The following is a 25387-nucleotide window of genomic DNA, read 5'->3' as shown; positions in this document are numbered from 1 at the left end:
CCAGCCGCCTAAGCTCAGAACTTTCTGCCAAAGCGCACGCCGGCGGTCATCGGCCGCGAGACGACATCGTAGAATGTGCCCTCCAGCGCGTCGCCGAGGGGCGGTGCGCCGCACGTGCCCACCGCACACTCTGTGTAACGGCCATTGATCGCGCGTTCATCGAACAAGTTGTCGATGAATAGCGTGATGCTGAGACCATTCTGTTCGATGCCGGCGGAGATATCGGCGATCCAATATTCCGGCAGCGTGCCGAGCAATTCTGCGTCACTATCGGGACCAAGCGTCAGAATGCTTGTTTGACGCTCGCCAACATACGTCGCGCCGCCCTGAAGGAAGGCCTCCCAATTGCCGAGCGTAAACTCGTAACGGGCGGTGAAGTCGAACTTGAGATCAGGCGAGACCGGCAATTCACTGCCGACTTGCGTACCAGTGATCTCCGCGCTCGTGAGCTCAGTCGACAACCAGGTCGCGCCGGCATTGATGCGCAGGCTATCGAACGGCACCCACGTCACGTCAGTCTCGATGCCGTCGATCTCGGCATCGCCCGCGTTCTGAATTTGCGTGAGGCCGCTGCTGCCGGTCGAGATGAAGGCGTATTGGAAATCAGCCCACACTTGGTGGAAGATCGCACCATTCCAGCGCAAGCGCCCGTCGGCCCAATCGGTTTTCCAACCGATCTCGTAATTGTCGAGGAAGTCCGACTGATAAGGTCCGAACGAACCGCGACGATTGATGCCTCCAGGACGGAAACCCTCCGAATACGTCGCATAGAGCATGCGATCTTCGTCGATGTTCCATTCGAGGTTAGCCCGATAAAGCTGACCGGTTTCCGACGTCGATGCATCGAGGTTGGTGCACGGCGCGCCGCGGAACGGACCACCGAAGCATTGCGACTCACCGGTGCTGCCGGAGAAGCCCGATCCAAAGCCGAAGAAACCAACCAGCGAGTTTTCGGTCTCGTAGGCGCGCATGCCGATTGTGGCCGTCAGACTATCGGTGAAATCGAACGAGAGCTCACCGAACAAGGCGCGCTCTTCGTCGGTCCGGGTTTGCTCTGTTAGCCAGATCGTGTCCGCCCAACCCGTCACTTCGTAGTCGTCACGGAAATCCTCGGAGAAATAGTAACGCTGATGAATTTCGTGCTCTGAGAGTTGATAGAAGATGCCGGCAATCGCGCGGATGCGGCTGTTGGCCGGAGACGCGATGCGGAATTCATAGGTTTCGCGATCATAGTGATCGTTGCCGCCAACTTGCTGGCCGGGATTGATCGGATTGCCGAGACGCGCGCCGCCGGTCGCGACATCGCAGATGCTGCCAGCGCCGGCGTTATCGACGTAATAGCAGCCGTAGCCAGCGAAGACGTCGTAGAAATAGCCGTAGTCAGCGTAGTCCTGGTTTGAATCGACATCGCGGCTAAGGCGCGAAGCCGAGAACACGAGGTCGAAATTGTTGATCTGACCTTCGATCGTCAGCGCACCCTGGATCCAACTGTCTTCGTTCCATTCCGGGAAGAAGTGCATGACAGCGAGTTCGCCAACATCGCTTTGCTGGGCGAATGCGCCGTCGGTGCGCTGTTGCTGCCCCATCAATTGCGGCGTGATCGTCCAGCTATCGTTGAGATCGATCCCGAGCGCGATGCGGCCGCCCAAGGTATCGGTGGTGTTGTAATTCTGATCGGCGACGTCGGAATTCTCGTCCGTCGGGCCGGAGCCGAGACATCCAACATCGAAGTCGCATGTTTCATAGAACCGGCTCCCGAGGCGGTTATCGATGTAGCCGTCATCGTGCTCGGCCCACCCGACGATACGGATTGCGGCGCGATCGCCCAGCGGAATATTGACGTAACCCTCGCCAACTTGGCCGTAACCACCATAGCGCGTCGCGTTGAATTCAAGATCGTAGGCGGCGCTGAAAGCATCCGCATCCGGGCGGTTGGTAATGATGCGCACCGTGCCGGATTGGGAGCTGGCGCCGTAGAGCGTGCCTTGCGGACCCGCGAGCACTTCAACGCGGGAGACATCATAGAGGTGCATGTCGAGGTTGCCTACGATGGTCGTGATCGGCTGCTCGTCCAGATAGGTGCCAACGCTCGGCATCGAACCTGAGTGGTTGCCGTTCTCACCGCTCGCAACGCCGCGCATGAACGGACGATTGTAGCCGGGGCCATAACTCGGCGAATAGCTCAGCGTCGGCAGGTGTTGCGCATATTCTTCGAAGTCGGTGATGCCCAGCTCTTCCAAACGCTCGGCGCCGAGCGCTTGCACGCTGATCGGCACGTCCTGCAGGTTTTCTTCGCGCTTTGTAGCGGTGACGACAATGTCTCCCACCGCACTTTCTTCGTCTTGTGCGAAGGCCGAAGGCGCAGCGACCGCGCCGCTGAGCGCCGTCGTGGCGAATAAAATTGCATGCCAGGCCAGCCGCTTCGGTTGCCCCTGCTTCGTTTGCTTCGCCATACTCGCTCCCCTCGATCGGTCCAGTTCAGTCAGTGCTGCGGATACTCGTCGGCGGCTCTCCCAAGCGCCGACTTCAATGGCTGCAGCCATTGTTCATAGTGGCGCCATTGCTCGACGGCGCCGGAATAGATGGGCTGACGCACCTGCTCCGAACTGGCGGTGCGAACAGCGCGCGTGTTGGTGTGAAACTCGAGACAACCCTGCTCGAACGGCAGGCCAAGGTAAGTCAGCAATCGCCGCACCTCAGCTTCTGTGTTCTCGATCATGTCCTCATAAAGCACGCGGTGAACACGCCCCGGCGCGGCTTCGTCGAAGCGCGCCATAAGCTCAGCATAGTCTGCGTAGTAACGGCCGACATCATTGAGGTCGTACGTGTAGGCTTGGCCGCGCGCAAAGTGTTGCTTGAACGCCGAGAAGCACGCCCCCATCGGATGACGGCGGGCGTCGATAATCTTGGCGTTGGGCAGGATAAGATGAATGAAACCGACGTGCTGAGCGTTGTTCGGCATCTTGTCGATAAAGAACGGCCGGCTAGTTTTGCGCTGCACGCGCGTTCGCGCGATGTAGTCCTCGCCAAGCGCCTTGATTTCATCCGACTGCATCCCGGCCAAGATTGATGGATAGGCGCCGCCGCGCACTTTGCCACCACCGAGTTGCTTGGCCATGGCAATGATATCCGGCAGCTCCATGGTGCCTTCAATCATCGAATGACTGGCGAGGATTTGTTCGATCAGAGTTGAGCCAGAGCGTGGTAATCCCACGATGAAGATCGGATCGACGGCTTGCGAGCCCTGCCCTTTGTGCGCGTCGAAGAAAGCGCGCGTAAACAAGGCCGCGTGATCGCGCGCTGCCTTTGTGGTTTCGTCGGCGCTGTAGTCCAATCCGGTGCGCCGAATGCGGCCGCCTTCGGCGTAATGCCTGAACGATTGTTCGAAGTCGCGCTTGTCTTCGTATGCCTTGCCGAGCGCATAATGTATGTGGAAGCGATCTTCGTCACCAAGATCAGCGCGTTCGAGTTGCTGATTCATCCGGGCAACGGTTGCATCGCCGAATGGGTGGGTTTTGAGATTGGCCAAGCTCCAATAGGCTTCGCCAAAATGCGGCGCATCGGTGATAACGCGCTCATATGCAGCAATGCTTTCAGTGCGCAGACCGGCCGTCTTGCATGCGTGACCCAAGCTCAGCCAACCGCGTGCGCTATTGGGATACTTCGCCAAAACCGCGCGATAAATAGCAATTGCGGCGTCATATTCGCCGATGCGCGCAAGCGCAGCCGCGCGGAGAAACTGATAGCTTGGATTTTCCGGGTCGGCCTTCAGCAGCACGTCGAGCTGGGCCAACGCCTCCACTGACTTGCTTTCACGGTGCAGCACGATCGCATAATTGTGGCGCGCGGCATGAAAGCTCGGCGCAAGTTCAAGGCAACGACGCAACAACTTGCCCGCATCCTCGAAACGGCCAAGGCGCGCGCCGACTTCGGCAAGCATGCGAATGGCCGCGACATCGGTCGGCTTGGCGCGCAAGTGCTGGCGCAACAATTGTTCGGCGACCGCGAGCTTGCCTTCGCAGAGCGCGATCGCCGCTTGCATCAAGTGAGGGTCGCGAACCGAGGCTCGGATCGATTGGGCATAAGCGGCGTCGGCGCCTGCTGCGTCATCGAGCAAGGTGAGTTGATCACCGAGAAGGCGCCATGCCGGGCCTTCGGGCTCTAGCTCGCCGGCGCGGCGAAGGGCGTCCGCTGCTTCCTGGTGGCGGCCCATATAGGCGAGCGCCTGCCCGCGCATAAAATGAGCGCGCGGCTCGTTCGGATTGGCCTTCAGAATTTCTTCGGATTGTTCGAGCGCGAGAGACGGATCGTCCTGCAGCAGACGCCGTGCCTGAAGCAGCGCCTCCTGTATGGACCCGGTCCTATTCGGAACGCTGGCCTGCATGTCTCTCCCGGCCGGAACCAGATGACCAGTCGCGCGTGCTGTCAACGATAGTGACGCCTACACGCGCATGATTGAGACCGGTGACGTGGCGCCGTGGCGCGCGCGCATCAAAAAGCGAGCAAGTCCGCCCACGCAACGAACTGCGACGTTACGTAACCGTCAGAAACTGCGGCTCAAACGCAAAAGCAACGGGCCCGGCTTTTGGCCGGGCCCGCGCTTAGTTTCTTAGCTCTATCGAGCAGCGATTAGCGGAAGCTGATCGTCACCGCCGTGCGGCGGTTCAGAGGCTCACGCACGCCATCACGCGTTGCACGGGCAAGATCGGTTTCGCCGCGCGCTTGGCTTTGGATCGAGCCCGCGGCGATGCCACGCGCCACGAGGGCGTCGCGAACCACCGAAGCGCGACGCTCCGACAGGCCTTCATTGTACGTGGTCGAACCCGATGTGTCGGTGTGACCAACGACGACAACGCCGCCAACGTTGCACTGGCGTGCGCGGTTGACTGCTGCGTCAATGGTTTCGAGTGCAGTGGGGTTCAAGTTTGAACGATCCCACTCGAAGTACACGACGAACTCAGACGTCGGGCAAACAACCGGCGGCGGTGTCGGCGCAACCGGCGGCGGTGTTGGAGCGACCGGCGCAGGCGCGGCCGCGGCTGCGAATTGATAACGCAGACCCACTGTGACCGCTTGATGCTCATAATCAGCGTCAAACTGGAACGGCTCGTTGCCTTCACCGCTGAACAGACCGTTCACGCTGGCGCCATCGGCGACGAAATAGCGATATCCGACGTCGAGATCGAGGCGATCGGTCAGACCGATCGCGACGCCCACCATCGCTTGATACGCAAACACTGTGGCGTCATCATCCCAGCTGATCGGGCCGATCACACCTTCAGTGCTGATGCGCGCGCCACCGACACCAACGCCGACGTATGGCTCATACCGGCCGCCGCGGTTGAAGTCGTAGTAAACATTGGCCATGAGCGCGAGAGCGCGTGCGTCGCCGTCAAGGTCAGCAAAATCATTTTGCCGATGTGAGAGTTCACCTTCGACGCGGAAGTTGTTTTGGAAGGCGTAACCAACACCCGCCGAGACCATCCAATCGTCGTCGAAGTCGAGATCGCCGCCGCCATCGACCTTCAGTGCACCGTCCACGGAGTAGCCGACATCGGCGCGTCCGTACCAACCTTCTGTCGCGTTCGCCGTGCCCGCCAAACTCGCGAGCAACGCCGCCAGCGCAATCGCCTGCATCGTCTTGCTCATCACGTTTCTCCACTTAGGTGAAAGCGCGACAGACTATGCCCATGCGATGGGGCCAACCGCTTGTTTCTGCCTTTGCGCGAACCGAAACCAAGATTTGCCGCCACAGCGCTCGAAGGGGCGGTTCAAAGCGGCTAACCGCGCAGGAGATTTCGGATTTTCCGCAAAAGGGATCCGAACCGCACGCAAGGTGAGCACCGCGCTCAATACAAGTCGGTGAAATGGGTGATGGTGGACCCTAGCGGGATCGAACCGCTGACCTCCTGCATGCCATGCAGGCGCTCTCCCAGCTGAGCTAAGGGCCCATCTCACGTTGCGCTCGGCATTGCCGAAGCACCCCGGTTTTGGGAAGGGCGGAACCTAGTCTCCACCCCAATTCAGTTCAAGCGGCGAACCGCTTTCTTTTAACGACTCTCGTCGTCGTCATCGCCCCCGGGGAGATCACCGATCTCGTCCTCTGGGAACTCTTCTTCGTCTTCGAGCATCGGCACCGAATCATCATCGGCAGCGTCATCGCCGAGGTCGGCCTCTTCTTCAGAGAAGCCCTCTGGCAAGTCGTCTTCGCCGCCCTTGGATTTGGTGTCGCCATCTTCGTCATCGTCGTCGCTGACGACTTCGGCGTCGGCTTCGGCATCGATTCCGACGGCTTCTTCGGACTCTTCGTCCTCATCTTCGTCGTCGTCGCCGCCCTTGGCCTTCTTTTTATCTTCGAGCTCCTCATCGTCATCATACGCCGGATCGTTGGCGGAGACGCGCGAGCGGCCACGGCGAGCGCGGACACCCTCCTCGGCGGGATCGAAACTCGTGGTGCACTTGGGGCAAACAGCCGGACGGCGGTTCAAATCGTAGAATTTCGCGCCGCAGCTAGGGCAGCTCTGCTTGGCGCCCAAATCAGTCTTGCCCAAACGGCTCTCCATCGGCTCACACAAGGTGGCCCACCTCATGCGGGGCGCTCGCTTGCCACCATCGGGCCCGGCTGTCAAAAGCTTTGTCCCGCCCATGTTTTCAAGCTTCCGGACGAGATTGCCGCTATGCGTCTAAAGGCGCGATTTGCCGGACCATTGCAGGGCACGGCCCGCCCCCCTGGGGACAAGTCCATTTCGCATCGGGCGCTGATCATGGGCGCCCTGGCGGAAGGGCGGACGCGGATCGAATCCCTGCTGGAGGGGGACGACGTCCATCACACCGCCAAGGCGGTGCGGCTGCTTGGGGCCAAGGTCGAGCGCATGGACGATGGGATCTGGGTAGTCGATGGCGCAGGCGGCTTTAGCCAACCGACCGAAACCATCGATTGCGGAAATTCGGGAACCGGCGCGCGCCTGCTGATTGGCGCGGCGGCCAGCTACAAACTGAGTGCGCGTTTCGATGGCGACCAATCGCTGCGCAAGCGGCCGATGAACCGTGTCATCGCACCCCTCTCCCAGATGGGCGCGCGGTTCGACAGCCCGCAAAACAAGCTGCCGCTGATCGTCCACGGCGGGGCGCTTAAAGGCATCACCTACCGCTCACCGGTTTCTTCGGCGCAGGTTAAATCGGCCGTGCTGCTCGCTGGCCTTCACGCCGAGGGCGAGACCGTGCTGGTCGAGCCGGAGCGCTCTCGCGATCACACCGAGCGCATGCTGAAGGTGTTCGGCGCCAACATCGATCAAGTGGAAGTCGACGGCTCGCTGCATCCGCGCGTGCGGCCAGGCGCGCTTAAAGGCGTCGATATTTATGTGCCTGGCGATCCGTCATCAGCCGCCTTCCCAGTGGCGGCTGCGCTGATCGTCGGGAAGTCGGAGGTGCGCGTCGAGGACATGCTCGTGAACCCGCTACGGCTGGGCTTCTTCGAGACGTTGCTCGAGATGGGCGCGAACATTGTTTACGAGGAAACGCGCGATCCGATCGGCGAGCCGATAGCCAATCTCGTGGTAAAGGCTTCGAAGTTGCGCGGGGCGTCGCCGCCAGCCAAGCGCGCCCCAGCCATGATCGACGAGTTTCCGATCCTAGCTGCAGTCGCGGCATTTGCTGACGGCGAAACGCGCATTACCGGCGCGGCGGAGCTGCGCGTCAAAGAAAGCGATCGCATCACTTTGATGGTTGAAGGCCTGCGCGCCTGCGGCGTCGAAGCAGAAGAGCTGCCGGACGGCCTGGTCGTGAATGGCCGCGGACCGAAAAGCGTGCGCGGCGGCGCGGAGATTCGGACCCACGGCGACCACCGCATTGCGATGTCCTTCCTGATCTTGGGATTGGCGTCGAAGGAGCCGGTCACGGTCGATGACGCCGACATGATCGCGACCTCGTTTCCGGGATTTGAACCGTTCATGCAAAATCTCGGCGCCGATATCGTCGCTCTGTAGCTAGGTTTCGGCCGATTAACCGAGACTTCACCAACCTCTCACGGCGCTCCATTAACGACATCTGTGCATGCTGCGCCGAAATAAAAGGTGTGGGGCTATGCGTGCATCGATCCTGCGCGCGCTCTTTTTGAGCGTGTGCGCTTACTGCGTTGTCGAGAGTGCTGAAGCTCAGCAACAGACACCGCAGTCAACTGACTGGATTGTGCGCGGCGAGGCCCTCGCCCGCCGGATTGAGGCCGGCAATCTCATCATCACGGACGATGTGAAACACCAGCGCGTAGCGTTGGCGCAGGCGCTGCAGGGCGATGAGCGTTTAATGCTGCTCTACGATCTGGCGGCGGACGACTATATCGCCTCGGACGCGGAAGCTGCCGAGGCCTCAGTAACAGCACTCGAACGCGAAGCGCGTGTGCAATCGAGCCGGCGCTTTGCGGCGATGGCCGGCATTCTGCGTGCTTATGCGCCCGCTTTGGGCGGAGACTATGTCGCTGCGCGCTCAAATCTTGCGGCTGCGCTGGCGAACGTCACCGATCCGTATGTTCGTGCCGCCGGTGAACGCCTGCGCGCCTACGCGCTGACCGATCTCGGCATGTTCGGAAATTCGCTCGAAGCTGCACGCGCCGGCCTGCTGCATCTGCCCGATACGCCGGAGACACGTCCGCTGCGTTCGGGCCTGCATGACGCGATGGCCTACAACTCAGTGCGGGTCGGCGATTACGAAACAGCCCTCACCCACTTGGAGCGCACCGTCGAACTCGACACGCTGGCGCACCGGCCGGTCGATGGCGCCGTCATCATCAACAACATTGCCGGCATGTTTGCTCAAGCTGGCGCGGCCGAGGAATCGATCCGTCTCGTGCGTATCCATCGCAACGTGGTGAGCAACGGCGCAGATCCAACGATGCTATTCTTTACCGGCATGCTGTGCGCCCGCGTGCACTTCCTGGCTGGCGACTACCCGACAGCGCTGCACTGCGCCGACGAAAGCCGTAACATCGAGGGCGCGCCGGTTGAGTACATCACCCGGGTGCTGATGTATCGGGTTCACGCACTGGCGCGGCTCGGTCACGGCGAAGAAGCGCGCGCCTCGATGCAGGAATTGCGGCGCATGGCTGCCGAACGTGGCGACCCCGGCTTGACCGAGCGTCTGGACGTCATCGAGCCGGAAATTCTGAACGCGGAGGGCCGTTACGCAGAAGCTTTCGCGGCGATGCTGCACGCACATGAGGCGGCTGAGCGCAATCAAACGACGCGCTTCAACGCCGGCGTTCGCGAACTGCGGGCGACCATGGAAAGCGAAGTCGCCCAGGCCGAGGCGCGCGCCGAGGCGCAGGCGATCCAATCTGAACTACAAAGCCAAACGCTGCGCATGATGACGTTGGCGATGGTGATGGCTGGCGGCTGTGTCGTCGGCTTGCTTGTGATCGCATTCCTAATCTATCGCAGCCGCCGCGCCATGCTGGGAGCTGTGGGCCGCGCGGAGGAGATTTTGGCTCGCCGCGGCGCCGATTCACCGGCGAACGACAGCGGCAAACGGCTCGGCCCGACGCAACGTCTGGGGCACATCCTCGATGAGATTGAGCGCCGTGACGTCGAACTGAAGCGTGCGTTCCAAGACTTGGAGGCCGCGCGCTCGACGGCGGAACAAGCTAACGTCGCCAAGTCACAATTCCTGGCGACAATGAGCCACGAACTGCGCACGCCGCTGAACGCCATCATCGGCTATGGCGAAATGCTGATCGAAAATGCAGACGAACGCGGCGACCAACAAGATCGCGATGATCTAACGCGCATCCACGGCGCAGCGCACCGCCTGCTCTCCATGATCAACGACGTGCTCGATCTGTCGAAGATCGAAGCAGGCGCGGCCATTGTGTCTGCGGACAGCGTCGATCTTGACGCGATCATTGCTGAAACGATCGCGACCGTGAAACCGGCCGCCGCTGCAAACGGCACGGTCATTCAGGTCGAAACGAATGGAGCGCTTAGCGAATTGGAGACGGACGGGTTCAAGCTCAGCCAATGCTTGCTGAACCTGATGTCGAACGCGGCGAAGTTCACCAAGGATGGTCAGATCAAACTCGTCGCGGAGCGTGACGAACACTGGGTCACCTTCCAGGTGATCGACACTGGCATCGGCATTTCGCCGGACGCCCAGACGCGGCTCTTCCAACCTTTCGTCCAGGCCGACGCCACAACGACGCGTGCGTACGGCGGCACAGGACTTGGCCTGGCGATCACAAGGCGCCTGGCGCGACTGCTTGGCGGCGACGTGACGTTGAAAAGCGCCGTTGGCCAAGGCTCAGCGTTTACGCTCCGCGTGCCAACGCGCCCGCACCTGGAACTCACGGTTCCGGCGAACGACGAATCCCGCAGCGCCGCTTGAGTTCCGAGTGAACTCCCTGCCCTCGTGCGCGTTGGTGCGCACAAAGGAGCAGTTCGATGAAAAAGTTCGTTGTCGCGGCGGTGCTGGCGCTTAGCGTATCGGCCGGCGCCATTGCGTACGCCCAAGTCAAGGATGAGCCGATTGTGGAGGGTGCGCGCGGCGCCCCGATGGATTCTTCGGCGCCAATCCCATACGCGCGGAACCTTGGACCACAAAGCGAGGTCAACACCGACGATGCGCGGAGCTTGGCGAGTGATCAAGCCGTGGGCGACGCGCGTCGTTACTACCGCGCGCAGTGCAACCAATATGAGTCACCTGGCTTCTGTGACTGTGTCACCGCGGGCGTCGCTCAAGCGCTGATGCCGGAAGAAGTCCGCATTGCCGGCCGCACGATCGGCGAGCGCATCAATGCGCAAGGCGACGCAGCCATCTTCTCGCAGTCGGACGCAACTGCCGCCATGAGCTCAGCCGAAAGAATTGAGCAGATCGAAGGCCACTACGCCGACGCATGCGCTCAGTTCCGAGGTTAAGGGGCCGGCGATCCTTCGTCCTCGCGCGGCTGATTTCGCGCGAGGATGGAGGTGGCAGCGAGATCACCGGTGACATTTCCGAGCGTGCGGAAAATGTCGGGGATGACCTCAACGGCGATCAGAATGCCTAGCACTTCGGTCGGCACACCCAGCGCCAAACAAATTGGCGCGATCGAAGCGATGAACGAGACTTGCCCGGGCAAGCCGACGGCCGCGATGCTGACGGCGTAAGCCACGACCACCGCGCTTACGATCTGAACCAAGCTTGGTTCAAGATTGTAGAGATGTGCGACGAAGAAGCAGACGGCGAGATTTGCAACCGGGCTGGTGAAACGGAAGATCGCGACCGCAAGCGGGAGGATCACATCGGCGACACGGGGGGCAATTTGTAGCCCGCGCAATGCCGCGTCCAACATCGCCGGCAACGACGCCAACGAGGACTGCGTCGACGCGGCGATCGCCCAGACAGGCGTTGCGGCCGACGTGAAACGAGAGATCGCTTGTCCGCCCCAAGTCACGGCAATGACCCAAGCGATCAACGTCGAACCCGCAGTGACGCCCGATACGATGACCACGTATTGCGCCAGGGTGCCAGCGGCAGAAAATCCGGCGTGCAGGCCGACGCCCAGCGCGAGCGCGAACACGCCAACGGGCCCGGCGAGCAACACCCATTGCACGATCTTGATCATCGCTTCTGAAACAGCGCGAAAGAAGCTCACGATTTGCGCGCGCATGTCCGGCGCTAGAGTTGCGGCGGCAAAGCCAAAGAAAATCGAAAACACGACGAGCGCCAGCATGCCATCTTCGGCCGCGGCTTTGACCGGATTGTAAGGCGCCAAACCTTGGAGCCACGAGGCGAAGGTCGGAGGCTCGCTGATCGTCACAGCCTGATCGCCAACGCCGGCAATGAATGCGTCGGCGGCAGCGCGATCCAGCGGCCAGACTTCCAGCCAGCCATTTGTTGCGAGGACGCTGTAGGTCGCGGCGAAGAACAGCAGCACAGTGAAGAGGAAAATGGCGCGAGCGACGAGACCACCGGTCTTGGCCGTATCGGCGACAGATGCAATTGCCGTGATCAGCAAAGAGACGACCAATGGCACGACGGTCATCCGCAGAGTGTTGAGCCAAAGCGCACCGAAAGGCTCGATGATGCCGCTGATGCTGAGCAAGGTGGGGTCGCCGCTGGCGCGGACCAGCGCGCCTGCGATCAGGCCGGCGACGAGAGACACCAGCACTAGTAAGGAAATGAACTTCACGCGTGACCTCGGGAGAGCGAGATCGACGCTCGTAGCCGATGCTGCACGGCAGCGCTACTCCGCTGCAATGGCCTCGCGCGTGGTCGCGGGCTGAGCCCGAGGCGCCTCCGCCTTTTTGAACTCGAGAACTCCATCCTCTAAGCCGCCGAAGCGCAGGTCCATCATGTCATGGACATAGGATTGGTTCTGCTTCCACGGCGCTTTGGTCATTTGCTTGGGCAAGAGATGCTCGGCGCGCGCGAAATAGCCGGACGAGAAGTCGGCAAATGGCTTTTCCTCGCGCGGCCCCTCACCCACGCGCGGCGTTGCCGAAGCGAGCTTATAAAGATCGAGATAATTGATCAGGCGGCACACGTACTCGTTGATGAGATCGGCGCGCAGCGTCCAGGAGGCGTTGGTGTAGCCAAACACGAAGGCGAGGTTAGGGACATCAGAGAGCATCGCGCCCTTGTAAGTATAGCTCTTGCCGATCTCGACCTTTTTGCCATCGACAGAAATCTCGGCGCCGCCGAGCATGCGAAGATTTAGGCCGGTCGCGGTGATGATGATGTCGGCTTCGAGCTCCTTGCCGGACTTGAGCTTCAAGCCCTTATCGGTGAACCGCTCGATATGATCCGTTGCAACTGACGCTTTGCCCGACTTGATGGCCAGGAACATGTCGTTGTCCGGCACGAGACAGAGACGCTGCTCCCACGGATTGTAGGGCGGCGTGAAATGGGTCTCCATGTCGTAATCGGGGCCGAGCTGCTCGCGAATGAGGCCAAGCAAACGCTCACGTGTCTTGGCGGGCCGATTGCGGGCGAGCCGGAAGAAGATTTGCTGGAAGAGAATTTTGCGAAAGCGCGTGAGATCGTAGGCGAACTGACGCGGCAAGTTTTTGCGACCCCAGTTTGCCAGAGCATCCTGCGCGGGCATTGAGACCATGTAGGTCGGCGTGCGCTGGAGCATGGTGACGTGCGCGGCTTTGTCCACCATCGATGGAACGAGAGTGACGGCCGTGGCGCCGGAACCGATGACGACGACGCGCTTACCCGAATAATCCAGATCCTCCGGCCAGTGCTGCGGATGGATGATCTGACCTTTAAAGGAATCGACGCCCTGCCATTGAGGCAGATAGCCCTCCTCGTAATTGTAGTAGCCAGCGCAGATATGAAAGAAGTTGCAGGTGATGCGCTTGGGCACGCCGTCGTGCTCGACAGACACTGTCCAAAGTTGATCAGCGGAAGACCAGCTCGCACCGACGACGCGATGCTTATAGCGGACGTGCTTGTCGATGCCGTACTGAGCCGCGGTTTCGTGCACGTACTTCCGGATCGACGGACCGTCAGCGATCGCCTTTTCTTCAGTCCATGGTTTGAATGAATAGCCGAGCGTGAACATGTCGCTATCTGACCGGATGCCAGGATAGCGAAAGAGATCCCAGGTCCCGCCCATGTCGGCGCGGTTCTCGAGGATGACGTAGCTTTTGTTTGGGCAGTCACGCTGCAGGAAGTAGCCGGCGCCAATGCCTGATATGCCGGCGCCTACAACTACGACGTCAAAATGTTCGGTGCTCATCGATTGAATCCCGCGCCCAAGGTGACGCCATGTCAAGATGCACGCGGGGGAAAGTGTCAGGCGTCGAGTAGTGCGCGCACGGTCGCGGCAAGCTGGCCGCCGCGGTACGGCTTGGAGAGGAACCTCGCGCCAGCGGCGATGAGACCATTCCGCATCACCGAAGCGTCCGCATAGCCGGAGGTAAAGAGTACCTTCACGCCGGGCCTCGCGGTCAGTGCGTGATCGGCGACCTCTCTGCCGGTGAGCGCGCCGGGCATGACCACGTCGGTCAGCACGAGATCGATGTGCTCGCCGCCATCGAGCACGCTGATCGCCTCTGCGCCATTTGTGGCCTCGATGACCGTATAGCCGCGCTCGCGCAGGCTAGCTGTCGCCAGCATGCGAACCTGCGCGTCGTCCTCGACTAGAAGAATGCTCTCCGTTCCGGTTTCTAAGGCGCCGCTGTCGGCCGCCGGAAGGGCTTCGACCCCGGCCAGGTCGCGAGGAAGGTAGAGCCGCACCGTCGTGCCGCGACCGACTTCGCTATAGATTTTGACATGGCCCTTCGATTGGCGCGCAAACCCATAGACCATGCTGAGACCGAGACCGGAGCCCTTCCCCACTTCCTTGGTGGTGAAGAATGGCTCTAGCGCGCGCTCCCGGACGTCTGGCGTCATGCCAAAGCCGGTGTCGGTAACAGCGAGAGCAACGTAGTCACCCGGCGCTACGTCTGGGTTGAGCGCCGCATAATGGTCATCAAGGTGGGCGTTGTGCGTTTCGATAGTGAGCTTGCCACCGTCCGGCATAGCGTCGCGCGCATTGATTCCGAGATTGAGCAGCGCACTCTCGACCTGAGCGCGATCGGCGTGAGCACGCCAAAGATTTGGCGCAAGCACGAACTCGGTTTCGACGCGAACACCGAGTGAGCGGCGCAGCATTTCATCCATCGCCGCAACGGTGGCGTTTACGTCCACCGCCACCAGTTGCAGAGCCTGGCGGCGCGAAAAGGCGAGCAATTGCTTGATCAGATTGGCGGCATTGTCAGCAGCATAAAGGATGGCGTCGACGCGCGGACGCAAATCCTCGGACACTCGCGAAAGAAGCGAATCACTGGCGTTGATGATGACCGTCAGCAGGTTGTTGAAATCGTGGGCGACGCCGCCGGTCAATTGACCGAGCGATTCCAGGCGCTGGGCATCGGCGAAGCGCTGTTGTTGCTGAAGCAGGGCTGTCTCAGCGACAGCGCGCGCTTCCAGCTGACGCAGCATAAGCGCAACCGCCAAGCCAAACGCGATCAAGACGCCGACAAGGATGAAGCCACCAATCAGCACCTCTTGTCGCCAGGCAGAGAGAGCTTGCTGCTCACTGAGCGATGTCACAACGATCAGACCTGTGTCGCGAACCGCTGCGTAGGAGGTGATCATCACCGGTCCATCGCCGAGCAGACCGATAAATCCGCCGGATGCCTTCCCGGCGCGATAAGACTCCAGCACGCGATCGACCGAAATCCGCTGGCCTACGACGCGTGGCTCTTCGAGCAGGCTGACGCCGCTCTCATGCAGCAGCCGGATCTGACCGCCCTCGGCATCGATGCTGCCGTAAAAGTCACGCAATGATTCTGCGGAGAAGGCGGCAACGACTGCTCCTACGACGCGACCATTTGAGATCAGCCTGCGCGCAAACGGCATGATCATCCCGTCATGAAATTCCGACGGGGATGGAGTTTCGGTAAGAATTTCAGGCGAGGTGGAAGCGTCGAGCGACTGGTAGATCGTGCCTTCGCGCCGCTCACGCCCAACAAGAGGGGTCAAAGTAGAATGGCGGATGACGCCGTCCCGATCGATCACGGAAAGTGAGACGACGGTGTTCGCGCCTGAGCGGGCAGCCTGCAGGACTGGCAACCAGCGCGCGTCATTGCCGCCCGGACCGCCTAGCCTGTCGCTCTGCACGCCGATCTGCGTCAGCCGAGATTCCAGCGCGTTCATCGTACGGTCGAGGTGAGCGCTGAGGATTGTGCTGTAACTGCGCGAGCGCTTTTCCGCTGCTTGAATGGCGCTCTGACGCAACACGCCGAAGCCGGCGAAAGCGACGAGCAAGACAAAGACGCAGAACAGGCTCGCAAAGAGGAGAACCCGTCGGCGCAGGTCAGCGTAGGACGGCGCGCTTGGCTGCGCCTTAGGCGGCGCACGCTCACCGTTCGAAACGCTCATGACTCTTTGCCGCCCTGCTCCACGCGCAATCCGTAGCAATCGCTTCTCGCTCTGCGCTAGAGGCTTTGGGAACCCTGTTCAGCAGCGAAGCGTCTGCTAGAGAGCGCACATGATTATCGCCGTCGACGGACCGACAGCTTCGGGAAAAGGCACCGTCGCCAAGAACTTGGCTGACCATTACGGGCTGAAGCGGCTCGACACGGGCTCGCTTTATCGCGCCGTAGGCCTTGCCGTGCTCGATGCTGGCGGCGAGCCCGGTGACGCGTGCGCGGCGGTTCGGGCGGCCGAAGAGCTCGATCTCAACGCGATCGATGAAAACCGGATTAGGTCGAGTGCTGCGGGCTTGGCGGCGTCCAAGGTCGCCGTGATCCCAGATGTTCGAGAAGTGCTGCGGCGGGCCCAGATCGCATTCGCGGCCGATCCCGTGGGCGCTGTCTTGGACGGGCGCGACATCGGGACGGTGATCTGTCCAAACGCCGACGTGAAGCTCTTCGTGACGGCATCGTTGGCCGAACGCACCCGGCGGCGACTGGCCGAACTTCATGGTCGCGGCGAGCAGATCAGCTTTGACGAATTGCAAGCGCAGATCGCCGAACGGGACGAACGGGACATGACCCGCAAGGATTCTCCCCTCTACCAGGCGGCCGATGCGCACCTGCTGGATACGACCTCACTCTCCATCAAGGCTGCGGCCCAGGCGGCCTACGCCATCGTCGATGCGGCGTTAGCGGCACGTAAGAGCTGAAAAGAAGGCCGATCCTCGCTTGCTGGGCGGGGCGTGCCTATCTATAGAGTGCCCCGCGTTCCCGAGGGTCTGACGATCCCGGGCCGCTTGGCGTTACCTAAGCCAAATCCAAGGACGGCCGCATGGTGTGGCCGAGACCGCCGGAACCAACCGGTTGGCCCTTTTTCGATGTTGGAGTTGAAATACGTATGGCGTCTGAAACGCAAAACCCCTCGATGAACCCCACGCGCGATGATTTTGCCGCGCTGCTCGACCAAAGCCTGGGTTCAAAGGGTCTGATCGAAGGCCGCGTTATGCCGGCCACCGTGGTTGCGATCGAACACGACTTCGTCGTTGTCGACATTGGCCTCAAGACCGAAGGCCGCATCCCGCTTCGTGAATTCCTCGTCGACGACGGCGCTGGCCAACCGAAGGCCGGCGATATCGTCGAAGTCTATCTCGACCGTATCGAAAACGCGCTGGGCGACGCCGTCATCAGCCGTGAAAAGGCGCGTCGCGAAGAAGCCTGGACGCGTCTCGAAAAGTCGTTCGCTGCGCAAGAAGCAGTCAACGGCGCGCTCGTCGGCCGCGTGAAAGGCGGCTTCACCGTCGATCTCGGCGGCGCCAACGCGTTCTTGCCCGGTTCGCAAGTCGATATCCGTCCGGTCCGCGACGTCGGCCCGCTGATGAACATCGTGCAGCCGTTCGCGATCCTGAAGATGGACCGTCAGCGCGGCAACATCGTCGTGTCGCGCCGCGCCGTGCTCGAAGAGAGCCGCGCTTCGGAACGCGCCGAAATCGTCGGCCAATTGCAGGAAGGCGAAATCCGCGAAGGTGTGGTCAAGAACATCACTGATTACGGTGCGTTCGTTGATCTCGGCGGCATCGACGGCCTGTTGCACGTCACCGACATGAGCTGGAAGCGCGTCTCCCACCCGAGCCAAGTGCTCAATGTGGGCGATACCGTGAAAGTCCAGATCGTGAAGATCAACCCAGACACCCAGCGCATCAGCCTCGGCATGAAGCAGCTGATGAGCGATCCTTGGGACGGCGTCGATGCGAAGTACCCGGCCGGCGGCAAGTTCACCGGTCGCGTCACCAACATCACCGACTACGGCGCTTTCGTTGAACTCGAGCCTGGCGTGGAAGGCCTGGTGCACGTCAGCGAAATGAGCTGGACCAAGAAGAACCTGCATCCGTCGAAGATTTTGAGCACGTCTCAGGAAGTCGACGTGCAAGTGCTGGACGTGGACGGCGAAAAGCGCCGTATCTCGCTCGGCATCAAGCAAGTTCAGAACAATCCGTGGGACGCGTTCGTCGCCGAACACGGCGTTGGTTCGGTCATCGAAGGCGAGATCAAGAACATCACCGAGTTCGGTCTGTTCGTTGGCCTCACCGCCGAACTGGACGGCATGGTCCACCTTTCGGATATCGCTTGGGACGCACAAGGCGAAGAAGCTCTCGCACGCTTCAACAAGGGCGACATGGTGAAAGCCAAAGTGCTCGACGTTGACGTCGAAAAAGAGCGCATCTCGCTCGGCATCAAGCAAGTCGACAGCGACCCGATGGCCGATGCCGACTTCAAGCGCGGTCAGATCATCACGGCGGAAGTCGTCGATGTCGCGACCGGCGGCATTGAAGTGGCGTTCGGCGAAGGCAACGCGCTGCGCACCTTCATCCGCAAGTCGGACCTCTCGCGCGATCGCCAAGAACAACGCGCCGACCGCTTCTCGGTCGGTGATCGTCTCGACGCGATGGTGACAGGCTTCGACAAGTCGAGCCGCAAGGTCGCTCTCTCGATCAAGGCCATGGAATTGGCCGACGAGAAGGAAGCTATCGCGCAGTTCGGTTCGTCGGACTCGGGCGCCTCACTGGGAGACATCCTGGGCGCCGCGCTGAAGGAAAAGAAATAACACATACGCCGCTACCGGCGGTTGATTTGGGGCCCGGCGGCAACGTCGGGCCCTTTTTCTTGGCGTTTTCAAGCGGATGGGTGTTGACGGCGGCCGCTTAGCGGTCCTCTATCGCCTCTACGGGGAACTCAAGGGATCGCACATGCTGCGCTCGGAGCTGGTCAACAGACTTCAAGAAGAGATGGCGCCGCTCAAGGCCGCCGAGATTGAGCACGCGGTGGACGTGGTGCTGGATGAAATCGCCGTGGCGCTGGCGGCGGGCGGACGTGTGGAACTGCGCGGCTTCGGCGCGTTTTCGGTGCGAAAGCGCGACGCGCGCACAGGTCGCAATCCGCGAACGGGCGCGACGGTCAAGGTCTCGGCCAAGAAGGTGCCGTTCTTCAAGCCGGGCAAGGAGCTGCGGTTGAAGGTCAATGGCGGCGAGGAGCCGTAAGCTCTTTACAGCTGCGATGAAACCCGAACCCCTCCTCACCTGTTGTTCCCCAGATTTGGCGGGAACCAAGTGAGCTTATGAGTACCGACGTGAATTCGCCTGGGCCCTACGGGACATCCGAGAGCGAGCTTATGGCTGCCCGATTGGCGGCTATCGTCGCGAACTCGGACGATGCGATCCTGTCCAAGACGCTCGATGGCGTCATCACCTCCTGGAACGCCGGCGCCGCGCGGATCTTCGGCTACGAGCAAGATGAGATTGTCGGCAAGCACATCTCAACGATTATCCCGCCGGAATTGCTCGATGAGGAAAAGGAAATCATCGCGCGGCTGACGCGCGGCGAGAGGATCGAGCATTTTGAAACCGTGCGCGTCGCCAAGGACGGCCGACGAGTCGAGCTTTCCTTGACCGCCTCCCCGATGCGGGATTCGACAGGACGGATCTTTGGCGCCTCGAAAGTCGCGCGCGATATCGGCGCTCGCAAACGCGCGGAAGAGACACAGCGCTTGTTGATCGATGAACTCAATCACCGGATCAAGAACACGCTGGCGACGGTGCAAGCAATCGCAACGCAAACGTTGCGGCGCGCGGCGACACCGAGCGATTTCGTCGAAAGCTTCAACGGGCGCATCAAGGCGCTTGCGCGCGCCCATGGCTTGCTCACCGACTGCTCGTTCCAAGGCGCCGAGATCACCGACCTCGTGCGCGAGCAATTGCTGCTCGGCAGCGATCGGGATCCGCGCATCTGCTGGAACGGACCTGCAGTGACGCTGGAAGCTCCGCCTGCGCTGCACTTGGCCTTGGTTCTGCACGAACTCGGCACGAACGCGCGCAAGCATGGCGCTCTGAGCGCGCCAACCGGCCGCGTCGGCGTCACGTGGCAAATCCAAATGCACAATGGGCGCAACCTGAAACTGCTCTGGCAAGAGAGTGGCGGGCCGCCTGTGGCGGCGCCGACCACCCAGGGCTTTGGTTCGGTTTTGATTGAAAATAGCCTTCGCGCGCACTCCGGCGAAGTGAAGGTCAACTACGCCGAGTCGGGCGTAACGTGCGAGATCACGCTGCCTCTGCCTGAACTACCGCTTCCAATCGGTGCGCTGGCGCGAGACGCCAATGTGCGCACGCACTTGCCGACGCCAGGCAACGGCATCGAAGGCCGGCGGATTATGATCATTGAAGACGAACCGCTGATCGGGATGGTCCTGATCGACTATCTCGAAGACGCCGGTTGCACCGTCGCGGGGCCCGCTCAAAGCGCAGAGACAGCATTGCGAATGGCGACGGATGAGAACGTCGATGCGGCGCTCGTTGATGGCAATCTAGCGGGGCGGCGCGTCGACCAAATCGTCGATACCTTGAAGGCGCGGCAGATTCCGTTCGCGTTTGTGACGGGTTATGGCCGCGAGGCGCTGCCCTCCGGATACGACGACGCGTTGATCGTGGAAAAGCCGTTCACGCAAGAGCAAGTCGTCAACGCGCTCGAGCGCCTGCTCAATAACGTTGTGCCGATACGATCTGGGCGGCGCGAAGGCTAAGAAAACAAAACCACGCCAACAGCAACGCAAGGCCCGCCGCCGGCCAAACCAAAATTGTTGGAGAGGCGATGTTGCCAAGGAAGCTGGCGAAATCACTCGCAAGCGAAACGACGACGCCAACAATCACTAAAGAGCGGCCCGCGATCCGGCCTAATAACGCGCCAAAGTACGCCGAGCTTCACTGACTGGCTCCCCCCCCTGACCCAACTGCAAGTTTCGAAAGCGAGCTCCCAGCGTCAACCTCAACGCGACTGGAATTGCGCGCCGAAGCGTGCGACGGACGGACCTCCAAACGAGCGGAGCGCGCCTATGTCGATGCTGAAAGAGTTCCGGGAATTTGCCCTTAAAGGAAACGTCGTCGATCTCGCGGTCGGCGTGATCATCGGTGCTGCGTTCGGGACCATCGTGTCATCGCTTGTCGACGACATGATCATGCCACTCGTCGGCGCGGTGACTGGCGGGCTCGATTTCTCAAACTACTTCATCCCGCTTTCGGATGCCGTGACAGCGGCCACCTTGGACGCCGCGCGTGAGCAAGGCGCAGTGTTTGCCTACGGCAAATTCCTAACCGCCGTGCTGAAGTTCGCAATTGTCGCTTGGGTGATGTTCTTGATCATCAAGGGCATGAATTCCATGAAGCGGAAGCAGGAAACCGCTCCGGCGGCGCCGCCAGAAGTGCCGGCGGACGTGAAGCTGCTCACGGAAATCCGCGACTTGCTGAAGAAGTAGGCCTGCGCCTAGTTTGGCGGCGATGGCCGAAGCCAAAATCTGCGGGATCACGGACGCGCGCGCGCTAGACGCAGCGATCGACGGCGGCGCGCGCTTCGTCGGCTTCGTCGTCTATCCGAAAAGCCCTCGGCACCTCTCACGCGATAAGCTTGCGGCGCTGGCGGAGCGTGCGCGCGGCCAGGTCGAAACCGTCGTTGTCACCGTGGATGCGGACGAGGAATTGCTCGCGGCTGTGGCGGCATGCGCGGGCCCCGACTGGATCCAGCTGCATGGGTCTGAAAACCCAGGCAAGACCGCCCAGGCTCGCCAATACGCCCAACGGGGCCTGATCAAGGCTATTGGCGTGGCAAGGCCGGAGGACCTGGCGCAGGCGGCGGCGTTCGAACCGGTGGCGGATATGCTGATGTTCGACGCCAAACCACCGCCGGGTGGACTGCCCGGAGGCAACGCCCTGGCCTTCGACTGGCAAATCCTGGCCGGACGGCGGTTCGGGCGGCCCTGGATGCTCTCAGGCGGGCTAACCCCAGCCAATGTGGCAGAGGCGGTATCTGCCTCTGGAGCCGCCGCGGTGGACGTCTCCTCTGGCGTGGAGGCCTCAGCGGGCCTAAAGGACCCCCTCAAAATCGCTGAGTTTCTGGCAGCCGCCCGCTCGGCCTAAGTCTGGCCCCCGAAAGTCCGTACACCCTCCCCATGGACGCTCGCCGCAACTGGCAGGACCTACCTGACGCCGAGGGCCGGTTTGGCCCTTACGGCGGACGGTTCGTGGCTGAGACGCTGATGCCGCTCGTCCTCGATCTCGAGCGCGCCTACCGCGAGGCCCAAGCTGATCCAGCGTTCGCGGCAATCATGGCCGACCTCTGGACGCACTATGTTGGCCGGCCTTCCCCGCTTTATTTCGCTGAGCGGCTCACTGAACATCACGGCGGCGCGAAGATTTACTTCAAGCGCGACGAGCTCAATCACACCGGCGCGCACAAGATCAACAATTGCCTTGGCCAAGTGCAGCTGGCGCTGCGCATGGGAAAGACGCGGATCATCGCCGAGACCGGCGCGGGTCAACACGGCGTCGCGACCGCAACCGTTTGCGCGCGCTTTGGTTTGCCATGCGTCGTGTTCATGGGCGCGACCGACATCGAGCGGCAGAAGCCCAATGTCTTCCGCATGAAGCTGTTGGGCGCGGAAGTACGCCCGGTCACGAGCGGCGCGGCAACGCTGAAAGACGCGATGAACGAGGCGTTGCGCGATTGGGTGACCAATGTCAGCGACACGTTCTACTGCATTGGCACAGCTGCGGGTCCGCATCCTTATCCGGAAATGGTGCGCGATTTTCAGAGCGTGATCGGCCGCGAATCGCGCGCCCAAATCCTGGAACGCGAAGGCCGGCTGCCCGACGCCGTGATGGCGTGCATCGGCGGCGGTTCAAACGCGATTGGGCTGTTCCACCCATTCATCGCCGATGAAGGCGTACGCCTCATCGGCGTTGAAGCGGCGGGTCATGGCATTGACGACCGCTTCGAGCACAGCGCCGCGATCGGCGGTGGGCGCCCAGGCGTGTTGCACGGCAATCGCACTTATCTTTTGCAGAACGAAGACGGCCAGATTCTCGAAGGCCACTCGATCAGCGCGGGTTTGGATTATCCAGGTGTCGGCCCAGAGCACTCTTATCTCAACGACATCGGCCGCGCTCAGTATCTCAGCGCCACCGACACCGAGGCGCTCGAGGCGTTTAAATTGTGCGCCAGATTGGAAGGCATCCTGCCGGCGCTGGAACCATCCCACGCGCTAGCGCGTGTTGGAGATGTAGCGCGCGAGATCGGCAAGGGTGGCGTGCTCATCATGAATCTCTGCGGACGTGGAGATAAGGACGTGTTCACCGTTGCGGATGCGCTAGGAGTGAAACTTTGAAACTCGCACACGCAATTGCAGGACTTTGCATGGCGCTCACGGCGGCCTCGCCCGCATACGCGCAAGACGCCGCACCACATCTGCTGCCAGACTCACTCAATCTCGAGATCGTCGACGGTTCAATTATCCCGGAAGATTGCCAGTATCCGGCCTCGATCACGGATACGACACGCTTTGAGATTGCGTGCGTGACCATGCCGCGCGTCATCTCAACCGAGATCAGCGCACAATATGTCGGCCAACTCGGTGAACAAGGCTGGCGTCAAGGCGATTACGTTTCAGGCGGCATGACCGCGGTTCGCACCGACGAAAACAATTGCCGTCGCGTGCTCAACATTTTTCCCAGCCCGTTTCCAGCCAGCGATGTCGATTCAGAAGTCGTTGTGATCTGGTTTGCGCTGGATCGTGCACCACGTTGCAGCGGGACGCAGCCAGGTTGAGCACGCGCATCGCCTCCCGCTTCGCATCATTGAAACGCGAAGGCCGCGCCGGCCTTGTGGCGTACGTGATGGCGTCAGATCCCGATCACGAAACGTGCTTCGAGATCTTACGCGGCTTGCCTGACGCGGGCGCTGACGTGATCGAACTCGGCTTTCCATTCACCGACCCGATGGCAGACGGGCCGAGCATCCAAAAAGCTGCACTGCGAGCGCTGAAGGCGGGCGGCTCACTTCGCAAAACACTCGAACTCGCAAAACGCTTTCGCGCCACGAACACCGACACGCCGCTCATTTTGATGGGATACGCCAACCCGATCGAAAGCATGGGGTATGATGCGTTTGCGAAAGCAATGAAAGAGTCCGGAGCCGATGGCGCGATCATCGTTGATCTGCCGCCGGAGGAAGATACACCGTTGCGCGCCGCGTTTGACGCCAATGGACTCTCGATTATCCGCCTCGCGACGCCAACAACGGATAGTAACCGGTTAACCAAGGTGCTCGCCGGGGCTTCTGGTTTTCTGTATTATGTCTCGGTGGCTGGGGTCACAGGCGCCAACGCCGCGACCTCGGTTGATGTGCGTGCCGCGGTGGCGCGATTGAAACGTAGTACCGATTTGCCCCTGGCCGTCGGCTTCGGCGTGCGCGAGCCGGAAGCGGCCCGCGCAATTGCTTTAACCGCGGACGCCGTCGTCGTTGGCTCTGCTTTTGTGGACGAGATTGCCGCCGGGCCGACACCCCAAGCGGTTGAACGTGTCTTGCGTAAGGTCGCTCAATTGAGCGAAGCTGTGCGCTCAGCGCGTGAACTTGAAGGAACACCCGCATGAATTGGCTGTCGAATTTCGCGCGGCCCGGTCTTTCCAAAAAGAAGCCGGACGATGTTCGCGAGACGCCGGACAACCTTTGGATCAAGGATCCGCTTTCGGGCGAGTTGATCTATCGAGCTGAACTGGAAGCCGCCGATTGGGTTACGCCGTCGGGCTTTCACATGCGCATCGGGCCGGACGCGCGCTTCAAGATCATGTTCGACGAACAAGCGTGGCAGACGATCCCTCTGCCGAAGGTCACACCCGACCCGCTGAAGTTCAAAGACGATAAGAAGTACGCGGACCGTTTAAAGTCAGCGCGCGCGAAAGTGCAGCGCGAAGATTGCATGGCGGCAGGTTATGGCCGTATCGGCGGCGCCCACGCTGTGGTGCTGGTACAAGATTTCGAATTCATGGGCGGCTCGCTCGGCATGGCCGCTGGCGAAGCCTTCATCGCAGCGGCCGAGGCCGCTATCCGCCGCAATGCCGCAATGGTGATGGTCACTTCATCGGGCGGCGCGCGGATGCAGGAAGGCATTCTCTCTCTGATGCAGATGCCGCGAACGACGCTGGCGATCCAAATGCTGCGCGAAGCCGGCCTGCCCTATCTCGTAGTGTTGGCCGATCCAACGACCGGCGGCGTCACGGCCTCGTATGCGATGCTGGGCGATGTGCACATTGCCGAACCGGACGCACTCATTGGTTTTGCCGGACCGCGCGTCATCGAACAAACCATTCGCCAGAAATTGCCGGAAGGCTTCCAGCGTTCCGAATACCTTCTCGACAAGGGCATGGTCGATATGGTCGTCGATCGCCGTAAGCTGAAGGCAACGATCGCCACCCTGCTCTCCGTTTTGATGCACAAGCGAGCGGCGGTGCAGGGCGATAGCGGCGAGACGGTGGATTTCGCCGAAGCTGCAGCGGAAGACGCGCCCAGCAAAGGCAAGCGCAAACCGCCGAAGCAAGCCGCGCCGCCTCGCGCAAAGGCCGCGGAGTAGCGCC

20 protein-coding genes and 1 tRNA gene are annotated in these 25387 nt (G+C 61.3%); 13 read left to right on the top strand and 8 right to left on the bottom strand.

Annotated features, from left to right (window positions below):
* Nucleotides 1–14 precede the first annotated feature (14 nt).
* The 5 genes from ATE48_RS12490 to ATE48_RS12470 all read right to left on the bottom strand — a co-directional run bounded on the left by ATE48_RS12490 (nucleotide 15) and on the right by ATE48_RS12470 (nucleotide 6590).
* Nucleotides 15–2453, bottom strand: a complete 2439-nt coding sequence (locus ATE48_RS12490) for a TonB-dependent receptor (protein ID WP_066772001.1) — start codon at nucleotides 2451–2453, stop codon at nucleotides 15–17.
* Nucleotides 2454–2482: 29 nt separating this feature from the next.
* Nucleotides 2483–4384, bottom strand: coding sequence for a tetratricopeptide repeat-containing sulfotransferase family protein (locus ATE48_RS12485; RefSeq protein WP_066771996.1), 1902 nt, complete (start codon nucleotides 4382–4384; stop codon nucleotides 2483–2485).
* Between the two features lie 245 nt (nucleotides 4385–4629).
* A complete protein-coding gene (locus tag ATE48_RS12480) occupies nucleotides 4630–5649 on the bottom strand; it encodes an OmpA family protein (RefSeq protein WP_066771994.1) in 1020 nt (339 codons plus the stop codon).
* A 226-nt stretch (nucleotides 5650–5875) separates the two neighbouring features.
* Nucleotides 5876–5951, bottom strand: a tRNA-Ala gene (locus ATE48_RS12475).
* Between the two features lie 99 nt (nucleotides 5952–6050).
* Nucleotides 6051–6590 carry a TIGR02300 family protein gene (locus ATE48_RS12470; protein ID WP_228126603.1) on the bottom strand — a complete coding sequence of 180 codons (540 nt, stop codon included), beginning with the start codon at nucleotides 6588–6590 and terminating at the stop codon, nucleotides 6051–6053.
* Nucleotides 6591–6668: 78 nt separating this feature from the next.
* Between ATE48_RS12470 and aroA the strand changes: the two genes are divergently transcribed.
* The 3 genes from aroA (at nucleotide 6669) to ATE48_RS12455 (ending at nucleotide 10901) form a co-directional block, all read left to right on the top strand.
* Complete coding sequence (aroA, locus tag ATE48_RS12465) at nucleotides 6669–7985, top strand: 3-phosphoshikimate 1-carboxyvinyltransferase (protein ID WP_066775009.1); 1317 nt, start codon at nucleotides 6669–6671, stop codon at nucleotides 7983–7985.
* Between the two features lie 97 nt (nucleotides 7986–8082).
* Complete coding sequence (locus tag ATE48_RS12460; RefSeq protein ID WP_066771992.1) at nucleotides 8083–10371, top strand: ATP-binding protein; 2289 nt, start codon at nucleotides 8083–8085, stop codon at nucleotides 10369–10371.
* 56 nt (nucleotides 10372–10427) lie between these two features.
* Nucleotides 10428–10901 carry a hypothetical protein gene (locus tag ATE48_RS12455; protein ID WP_066771990.1) on the top strand — a complete coding sequence of 158 codons (474 nt, stop codon included), beginning with the start codon at nucleotides 10428–10430 and terminating at the stop codon, nucleotides 10899–10901.
* Here ATE48_RS12455 and ATE48_RS12450 read toward each other — a convergent pair.
* Genes ATE48_RS12450 through ATE48_RS12440 form a run of 3 tightly spaced genes read right to left on the bottom strand, consistent with a single transcriptional unit; the run spans nucleotide 10898 to nucleotide 15903 of the window.
* Nucleotides 10898–12157 carry a dicarboxylate/amino acid:cation symporter gene (locus ATE48_RS12450; RefSeq protein ID WP_066771989.1) on the bottom strand — a complete coding sequence of 420 codons (1260 nt, stop codon included), beginning with the start codon at nucleotides 12155–12157 and terminating at the stop codon, nucleotides 10898–10900. The two genes, ATE48_RS12455 and ATE48_RS12450, sit on opposite strands and share 4 nt — an antisense overlap.
* Before the next feature lie 54 nt (nucleotides 12158–12211).
* On the bottom strand, nucleotides 12212–13714 hold the full coding sequence (locus ATE48_RS12445) for a flavin-containing monooxygenase (protein WP_066771988.1): 1503 nt from the start codon (nucleotides 13712–13714) through the stop codon (nucleotides 12212–12214).
* 56 nt (nucleotides 13715–13770) lie between these two features.
* Entirely contained in the window at nucleotides 13771–15903 is a 2133-nt protein-coding gene (locus tag ATE48_RS12440; protein WP_066771987.1) for a hybrid sensor histidine kinase/response regulator, read from the bottom strand.
* Nucleotides 15904–16012: 109 nt separating this feature from the next.
* On the opposite strand from ATE48_RS12440, the gene cmk reads away from it, so the two are divergent.
* From cmk to ATE48_RS12390, 10 genes are all read left to right on the top strand, one after another.
* Nucleotides 16013–16648, top strand: coding sequence for a (d)CMP kinase (gene cmk, locus ATE48_RS12435; RefSeq protein ID WP_066771984.1), 636 nt, complete (start codon nucleotides 16013–16015; stop codon nucleotides 16646–16648).
* A gap of 188 nt (nucleotides 16649–16836) precedes the next feature.
* Nucleotides 16837–18540 (top strand): 30S ribosomal protein S1, encoded by a 1704-nt coding sequence (rpsA, locus tag ATE48_RS12430; protein WP_066771982.1) that lies wholly within the window; start codon nucleotides 16837–16839, stop codon nucleotides 18538–18540.
* Between the two features lie 142 nt (nucleotides 18541–18682).
* Entirely contained in the window at nucleotides 18683–18973 is a 291-nt protein-coding gene (locus tag ATE48_RS12425; RefSeq protein ID WP_066775005.1) for an integration host factor subunit beta, read from the top strand.
* 131 nt (nucleotides 18974–19104) lie between these two features.
* Nucleotides 19105–20508 (top strand): PAS domain S-box protein, encoded by a 1404-nt coding sequence (locus tag ATE48_RS12420; protein ID WP_066771980.1) that lies wholly within the window; start codon nucleotides 19105–19107, stop codon nucleotides 20506–20508.
* 315 nt (nucleotides 20509–20823) lie between these two features.
* Entirely contained in the window at nucleotides 20824–21237 is a 414-nt protein-coding gene (mscL, locus tag ATE48_RS12415; protein WP_066775003.1) for a large conductance mechanosensitive channel protein MscL, read from the top strand.
* A gap of 22 nt (nucleotides 21238–21259) precedes the next feature.
* On the top strand, nucleotides 21260–21895 hold the full coding sequence (locus ATE48_RS12410; RefSeq protein WP_066771979.1) for a phosphoribosylanthranilate isomerase: 636 nt from the start codon (nucleotides 21260–21262) through the stop codon (nucleotides 21893–21895).
* A 32-nt stretch (nucleotides 21896–21927) separates the two neighbouring features.
* Complete coding sequence (gene trpB / locus ATE48_RS12405; RefSeq protein WP_066771978.1) at nucleotides 21928–23142, top strand: tryptophan synthase subunit beta; 1215 nt, start codon at nucleotides 21928–21930, stop codon at nucleotides 23140–23142.
* Nucleotides 23139–23582, top strand: a complete 444-nt coding sequence (locus ATE48_RS12400) for a hypothetical protein (RefSeq protein ID WP_156767751.1) — start codon at nucleotides 23139–23141, stop codon at nucleotides 23580–23582. Before trpB ends, ATE48_RS12400 begins: the two co-directional genes overlap by 4 nt.
* Nucleotides 23579–24406 carry a tryptophan synthase subunit alpha gene (gene trpA / locus ATE48_RS12395; protein ID WP_066771974.1) on the top strand — a complete coding sequence of 276 codons (828 nt, stop codon included), beginning with the start codon at nucleotides 23579–23581 and terminating at the stop codon, nucleotides 24404–24406. Before ATE48_RS12400 ends, trpA begins: the two co-directional genes overlap by 4 nt.
* A complete protein-coding gene (locus ATE48_RS12390; protein ID WP_066771972.1) occupies nucleotides 24403–25383 on the top strand; it encodes an acetyl-CoA carboxylase carboxyltransferase subunit beta in 981 nt (326 codons plus the stop codon). Before trpA ends, ATE48_RS12390 begins: the two co-directional genes overlap by 4 nt.
* Nucleotides 25384–25387 lie beyond the last annotated feature (4 nt).

The sequence above is a fragment of the Candidatus Viadribacter manganicus genome, assembly GCF_001679665.1.
Classification (GTDB): Bacteria; Pseudomonadota; Alphaproteobacteria; order Caulobacterales; family Aquidulcibacteraceae; genus Vitreimonas; species Vitreimonas manganica.
Note: the sequence above shows the minus strand (reverse complement) of the source record. Positions and strands in the feature narration are given on the sequence as shown.

Excerpts from the sequence above, each read along its gene's own strand:
- ATE48_RS12490 (WP_066772001.1), bottom strand. The coding sequence starts at position 2,453 with ATGGCGAAGCAAACGAAGCAGGGGCAACCGAAGCGGCTGGCCTGGCAT.
- ATE48_RS12485 (WP_066771996.1), bottom strand. The coding sequence starts at position 4,384 with ATGCAGGCCAGCGTTCCGAATAGGACCGGGTCCATACAGGAGGCGCTG.
- ATE48_RS12480 (WP_066771994.1), bottom strand. The coding sequence starts at position 5,649 with ATGAGCAAGACGATGCAGGCGATTGCGCTGGCGGCGTTGCTCGCGAGT.
- ATE48_RS12470 (WP_228126603.1), bottom strand. The coding sequence starts at position 6,590 with ATGAGGTGGGCCACCTTGTGTGAGCCGATGGAGAGCCGTTTGGGCAAG.
- ATE48_RS12460 (WP_066771992.1), top strand. The coding sequence starts at position 8,083 with ATGCGTGCATCGATCCTGCGCGCGCTCTTTTTGAGCGTGTGCGCTTAC.
- ATE48_RS12455 (WP_066771990.1), top strand. The coding sequence starts at position 10,428 with ATGAAAAAGTTCGTTGTCGCGGCGGTGCTGGCGCTTAGCGTATCGGCC.
- ATE48_RS12445 (WP_066771988.1), bottom strand. The coding sequence starts at position 13,714 with ATGAGCACCGAACATTTTGACGTCGTAGTTGTAGGCGCCGGCATATCA.
- ATE48_RS12440 (WP_066771987.1), bottom strand. The coding sequence starts at position 15,903 with ATGAGCGTTTCGAACGGTGAGCGTGCGCCGCCTAAGGCGCAGCCAAGC.
- cmk (WP_066771984.1), top strand. The coding sequence starts at position 16,013 with ATGATTATCGCCGTCGACGGACCGACAGCTTCGGGAAAAGGCACCGTC.
- rpsA (WP_066771982.1), top strand. The coding sequence starts at position 16,837 with ATGGCGTCTGAAACGCAAAACCCCTCGATGAACCCCACGCGCGATGAT.
- ATE48_RS12425 (WP_066775005.1), top strand. The coding sequence starts at position 18,683 with ATGCTGCGCTCGGAGCTGGTCAACAGACTTCAAGAAGAGATGGCGCCG.
- ATE48_RS12420 (WP_066771980.1), top strand. The coding sequence starts at position 19,105 with ATGGCTGCCCGATTGGCGGCTATCGTCGCGAACTCGGACGATGCGATC.
- mscL (WP_066775003.1), top strand. The coding sequence starts at position 20,824 with ATGCTGAAAGAGTTCCGGGAATTTGCCCTTAAAGGAAACGTCGTCGAT.
- ATE48_RS12410 (WP_066771979.1), top strand. The coding sequence starts at position 21,260 with ATGGCCGAAGCCAAAATCTGCGGGATCACGGACGCGCGCGCGCTAGAC.
- trpB (WP_066771978.1), top strand. The coding sequence starts at position 21,928 with ATGGACGCTCGCCGCAACTGGCAGGACCTACCTGACGCCGAGGGCCGG.
- ATE48_RS12390 (WP_066771972.1), top strand. The coding sequence starts at position 24,403 with ATGAATTGGCTGTCGAATTTCGCGCGGCCCGGTCTTTCCAAAAAGAAG.